Source organism: Mesorhizobium sp. M7A.F.Ca.US.014.04.1.1 (assembly GCF_003998745.1).
GTDB classification, from domain to species: Bacteria; Pseudomonadota; Alphaproteobacteria; order Rhizobiales; family Rhizobiaceae; genus Mesorhizobium; species Mesorhizobium ciceri.
In genome coordinates this window covers 1-5,048 of the sequence record NZ_RZRW01000424.1, presented here as the reverse complement: position 1 = coordinate 5,048, position 5,048 = coordinate 1, and the positions used below count along the sequence as shown (strand labels likewise).

At 62.8% G+C, this 5,048-nt stretch carries 4 protein-coding genes and 1 pseudogene; 3 read left to right on the top strand and 2 right to left on the bottom strand.

Features of this window, described 5'->3' with window-relative positions; translation table 11 throughout:
* Positions 1-203 precede the first annotated feature (203 nt).
* The 3 genes and pseudogenes from EOA22_RS23990 to EOA22_RS23980 all read left to right on the top strand — a co-directional run.
* A pseudogene (locus EOA22_RS23990) lies at positions 204-388 on the top strand (ABC transporter permease); the annotation flags it as partial.
* A 251-nt stretch (positions 389-639) separates the two neighbouring features.
* On the top strand, positions 640-1,629 hold the full coding sequence (locus tag EOA22_RS23985) for a TAXI family TRAP transporter solute-binding subunit (RefSeq protein WP_024501713.1): 990 nt from the start codon (positions 640-642) through the stop codon (positions 1,627-1,629).
* An 86-nt stretch (positions 1,630-1,715) separates the two neighbouring features.
* Positions 1,716-3,773, top strand: coding sequence for a TRAP transporter permease (locus EOA22_RS23980; protein ID WP_063168621.1), 2,058 nt, complete (start codon positions 1,716-1,718; stop codon positions 3,771-3,773).
* A gap of 306 nt (positions 3,774-4,079) precedes the next feature.
* On the opposite strand, the gene EOA22_RS23975 is transcribed toward EOA22_RS23980, so the two are convergent.
* On the bottom strand, positions 4,080-4,325 hold the full coding sequence (locus EOA22_RS23975; RefSeq protein WP_024501711.1) for a MoaD/ThiS family protein: 246 nt from the start codon (positions 4,323-4,325) through the stop codon (positions 4,080-4,082).
* Positions 4,313-5,048, bottom strand: a 736-nt coding sequence (locus EOA22_RS23970) for a molybdopterin cofactor-binding domain-containing protein (RefSeq protein ID WP_164755768.1), incomplete at its 5' end; no start/stop codon positions are given. The genes EOA22_RS23970 and EOA22_RS23975, both read right to left, overlap by 13 nt.

Sequence of the window (5,048 nt, the reverse complement as noted above, 5' to 3'; positions counted from 1 at the left end):
CCTGCTTGGTCCATACTCGATGGGGCTCGTCGCAGCCATCAAGGAGCATGAGCAGAAGCAACGAAAGCTGTTCGCCCGCGAAGTGCACCTGCAATGCTCAAGCCTGCCGCTGCCGAAGGAACTGCAGGGCGATTTGAACCCTGCCGTACCGCCGACCAAGTATCCATAGCCTGCCGCGCCTTCCGGCAGAAGGCGCCGGGGTGGCCGCCGTCATTGGCGGCACCTCGATCTGCGGCGGCCGCGGTGTCTACACCCGCACCATCCTCGGCGCCCTGATCCTGACCGTGCTGACGATCCTGCAGATGCCGGAAGGGGCAAGGCGGATCTTGTCGGGCTGATCGTGCTGTTCGTGACGGCGGTTTATTTGAGGATTGTGGAGGAGAGATAGGGGCGGGGTGAGGTGAATGGCTGCTTTTGGGCCGAATTCAGACAGGCAGCTTTGGCGCAAGGATGCGAACTACTGCCGTTCAACCAATGATAAAGGCTCAGATCGAATTTTGGTGCTTCTTCAAAATTTGCACCTATTGAGGATGCGCCACGGCCAGCCCGCGAGGACCGATCCGCTCTCAAAAAGCGTGTACAGGTTGACAACACCTTGGCCGCTGCAACATCCTGCCGGTTTTTAGACTGGGAGGTAGCATGACTATTTCGATCAACCGCCGCACCTTTTCCATAGGCGCGGGCGCTCTGGCTTTGGCTGCGGCCGGATTTTCGCCGGCACGCGCGCAGCAGGCGTTTTTCCGCATCGGCACGGGCGGAACGTCCGGTACCTACTATCCGGTGGGCGGCCTGATCGCCAACGCCATCTCGGCAACCGGGGCGGCCGGCGTCGAAGGCTTGGTCGCCACCGCCACGTCCTCCAACGGTTCGGTGGCCAACATCAGCGCCATCCAGTCGGGCGCGTCCGAATCGGGCTTCACGCAATCCGACGTCGCCTACTGGGCGCATTCGGGCACCGGCCTCTATGAGGGCAAGCCCAAGGTTGACGACCTGCGCCTCATCGCGACGCTTTATCCCGAGACGATCCATTTGGTCGCGCGTGCCGACGCCGGCATTAAGTCGGTGGCGGATCTCAAGGGCAAACGCGTCTCTCTTGACGAGCCGGGCTCCGGCACCATCGTCGATGCGCGACTTGTGCTTGGCGCTTACGGTCTGGCTGAAAAGGACGTGCAGCCCGAATATCTCAAGCCTGGCCCGGCCGGAGAGCGGCTGCAGGATGGCGCCATGGACGCTTATTTCTTCGTCGGTGGTTATCCGACCGGCGCAATCGTTGAGCTTGCCACCACCAACAACATCACGCTGGTGCCGATCACCGGCCCCGAGGCCGACAAGCTGCTGTCCGAGCAGAAGTTCTTCTCCACCGATACCGTGCCGGAAGGCACCTACAAAAATGTCGGCGAAACCAAGACCATTTCCGTCGCCGCTCAATGGGTGACCAGCGCCAAGCAGACCGACGACCTCGTCTACAAGATCGTCAAGTCGCTTTACAGCGACGAAACCCAAAAGGCCCTGCAGGCAGGCCACGCCAAGGGCAAGCTGATCACGCTCCAGAACGCGGTTACCAGCGCTGGCATTCCGTTTCATCCCGGCGCAGAGAAATTCTACAAGGAAGTCGGCACCCTGAAATAAGAGGCATTTGGACCGGCTGACAACAACGAGGCGGAAGGGATGCTTTCCGCCTCTTTTGTCTGGAAATTCAGGACACGGAACCGGCCATGAGCGATGACGACAAGATCAAGCTTTCCGCAATGGAGTTCGATGAGGAGAGCGCTCGCGAACTGGAGGAGAAATTCGACTCCGAAATCCGCTTCCGGCCACTGACCCGTGTCGCGGGCTGGCTGGTCGGCTTCCTCCTGGTGGCGCTGTCACTGTTTCACTACTACACCGCCGGTTTCGGCCTGCTGCAGGAAATGCTGCACCGGGGCATCCACCTGTCGATGGTGCTGGCGCTGATCTTCCTCGTCTTCCCGCTGGTGAAGAAAAGCTACGACCAGCCCGCGCGGTCCAGCCTCCTGCGGCCGCTCGGCATACCCCTTTTCGACTGGCTGCTGGCGATCGCTGCGGTCGTCGTCGTCATGCACGTGCCTATGATCCCGCTCGACGACCTTGCCTTCCGCGTCGGCAATCCCACGGCGCTCGACGTGGTGTTCGGCCTTATCCTCATCCTGCTTCTGCTGGAGGCGACGCGCCGCTCCGTCGGCATCCCGCTGCCCATCATCGCCGTCGTCTTCATGGCCTACGCGCTGTTGGGGCGGTACATGCCGAGCATTCTGGTGCACCCCGGCGCGTCCGTCTCCCAGCTCATCGATCACCTTTATCTGACGACGCAGGGCATCTACGGCATCGCGCTCGGCGTCGTCGCCACCTACGTCTTCCACTTCGTGTTGTTCGGCGTCTTCGCCACCCGCATTGGCCTCGGCCAGCTCTTCCTCGACTGTGCGGCGTGGGTCGCCGGCCGCTACGCCGGGGGTCCCGCCAAGGTGTCGATCTTCGGCTCGGCGCTGTTCGGCATGATTTCCGGCTCGTCGGTCGCCAACACCGTTACCGTCGGCTCGCTGACCATCCCGGCGATGATCAAGCTCGGCTACAAGAAACATTTCGCCGCAGCGGTGGAAGCGGCGTCCTCGACCGGCGGTCAGGTGACGCCGCCGATCATGGGCGCAGCGGCCTTCCTGATGATCGAATTTCTCGAACTGCCCTACACGACCATCATCCTTGCCGCCATCGTGCCCGCCTTCATGCACTTCTTTGGCGTGTTCATGCAGGTGCATTTCGAGGCCAAGCGAACCGGCCTCAGGGGGCTCAGGCCGGACGAGATGCCCGATGTCGTCGAGGCGCTGAAGCGGGACTGGCCGACGATCATCCCGCTCGTCGTTCTTATCGGCGTGCTGCTCTCGGGCTACACGCCCTACATGGCCGCCTTCTGGGGCATCACCTTGTGTATTCTCGTCGGCTTGCTCAATCCGCGCCGGCGCATGTCGGTCGCCGACATCGTGACGTGTCTGCGCGACGGCGCCAAATATGCGCTCGCAGTCGGAGCCGCTGCCGCAACCGTCGGCATCGTCGTGGGCGTCGTCACCCTGACCGGAGTGGGCTTCAAGCTGTCCTACATCGTCACATCGACGGCCGGACACCTTTCCCTTCTCTTCGGCACCTTCATCCCCGAGGCGATCTTCTCGGCCCAGGGCCTGACCCTATTGTTCACCTTGATCATGACTGGCGTCGTCTGCATCCTGATGGGCTGCGGCATCCCGACGACCGCGAACTACATCATTATGGTGACGATCGCGGCGCCGGCGCTTGTCATGCTCGGCACCGAGCCGATCGTCGCTCACTTCTTCGTGTTCTATTACGGAGTGCTGGCGGACATCACGCCACCGGTGGCGCTGGCGGCGTACGCCGCCGCTGGCATGGCGGGGGCGGACCCGTTCAAGACCGGCAACACCGCCTTCCGGCTGGGGATGGGTAAGGCACTGGTTCCTTTCGTGTTCGTCTTCTCACCGTCCCTGCTGCTGGTGACGAAGGATTTCACCTGGCCGAACTTCTTCCTCGCCTTTTTCGGCTGCGTGCTGGGCATCACCTGCCTGGGCGCCGCGCTATCGCGCTATCTTCTGGTGCGCACACGCCCATGGGAAAACGTGCTGCTCGTGTTCGCCGCCCTGCTTCTGGTGGCACCCGAACTCTATTCCTCGCTACTCGGCGTGGCGCTTTTGGTCCCGGTCCTGCTGCGCCATTGGAACGCACGCCACACTGAAGAGGCGCAACCAGTCTGATCAGCGCCGCTCCAACGCAATCCTTCCCGGGGTTTTCGACGTCGCGCATATGCGGTGGGCGGACGGAAAGATGAGAGGGCCGACCATCGAGTCCATGACATTCCGCTGCGGGTTCTCGGCGCCGAGCGAGCTTCAGCCTAGTCGCGAAGATGTCCGCTCGTGAGAAGAGGCGATGAGCCGTGGCGATGACCGGCATGGGGCGCAAATCAGACCCTCCTCCCGGTCGAATCCAACAGCGGTTTTTGGCCTTCTTAGAATTACGGGAATTACGGTGACAGTGCACCTTTTACCCTGCCATGTGTCCGCCTATCCCCCCGCCAATCGCGGCAGCAGAAAAATCTCCGCCCCCTCCGGCAGCTTCTTCGACCACGTATCGCGATAGATCGTCCCGTCGATCGCAACGGCGATGCCCTTGTCGATCAAGGGCTCGAGGCCGGGATACTGTTCAGCCAGCTTCCTGAACAGCTCCCTTATGTCCTTGGCCTCGATCTCGACCTTGCTGTTGCCTCCGGCGGTCGCGGCGAGCGAGCCCCAGAGCGTTACTTCGACCATTCCCGTTCCGCCTCGATCGCGGCAAGGATGCGCGGCGGCGACATCGGGATGTGCGTCATGCGCACGCCCGCGGCATTCGACACCGCATTGGCGATCGCCGCCAGCGGCGGCACGATCGACGTCTCGCCGACGCCGCGCACCCCGTAAGGGTGGTTGGGGTTGGGGATTTCGAGGATCTGGGTGTCGATCATCGGCAGGTCCGAGCAGACCGGGATGCGGTAATCGAGGAAGCCGGCGTTCTGCAGCCGCCCGTCCTTGCCGTAGATATACTCCTCGTTGAGCGCCCAGCCGATGCCTTGCGCGGCACCACCCTGGTATTGGCCCTCGACATAGGTCGGGTGCACCGCCTTGCCGGCATCCTGCACGACCGTGTAGCGGATGACCCTGGCGGCGCCGGTATCGGGATCGACCTCGATATCGCAGATATGGGTGGCGAAGGAGACGCCGGCGCCATCGGCGACGAGCTCGCTGTGGCCGGCGATCGGCCCGCCGGTCTTGCCCGACTCGACCGCGATCTCCTTCAGCGACAGCTTGCCGAGATTGCCGTGCTTCTCGCCCTTGGCGATCGCGTGGCCCTTCTCCCAGACCACGTCGTCGACGGCAATGTCCCACATCTGCGCGGCGCGCTCGCGCAGGATCTTGATCGCATTGCGGGCGGCCGAGATCGTTGCCATGGAAGACGAGAAGGTGCCGCGGCTGCCGTCCGTCATGTCGTTGTAGCCG

Bases quoted from the DNA above. Each gene is read 5' to 3' on its own strand.
- EOA22_RS23985 (WP_024501713.1), top strand. From the start codon at position 640: ATGACTATTTCGATCAACCGCCGCACCTTTTCCATAGGCGCGGGCGCT.
- EOA22_RS23980 (WP_063168621.1), top strand. From the start codon at position 1,716: ATGAGCGATGACGACAAGATCAAGCTTTCCGCAATGGAGTTCGATGAG.
- EOA22_RS23975 (WP_024501711.1), bottom strand. From the start codon at position 4,325: ATGGTCGAAGTAACGCTCTGGGGCTCGCTCGCCGCGACCGCCGGAGGC.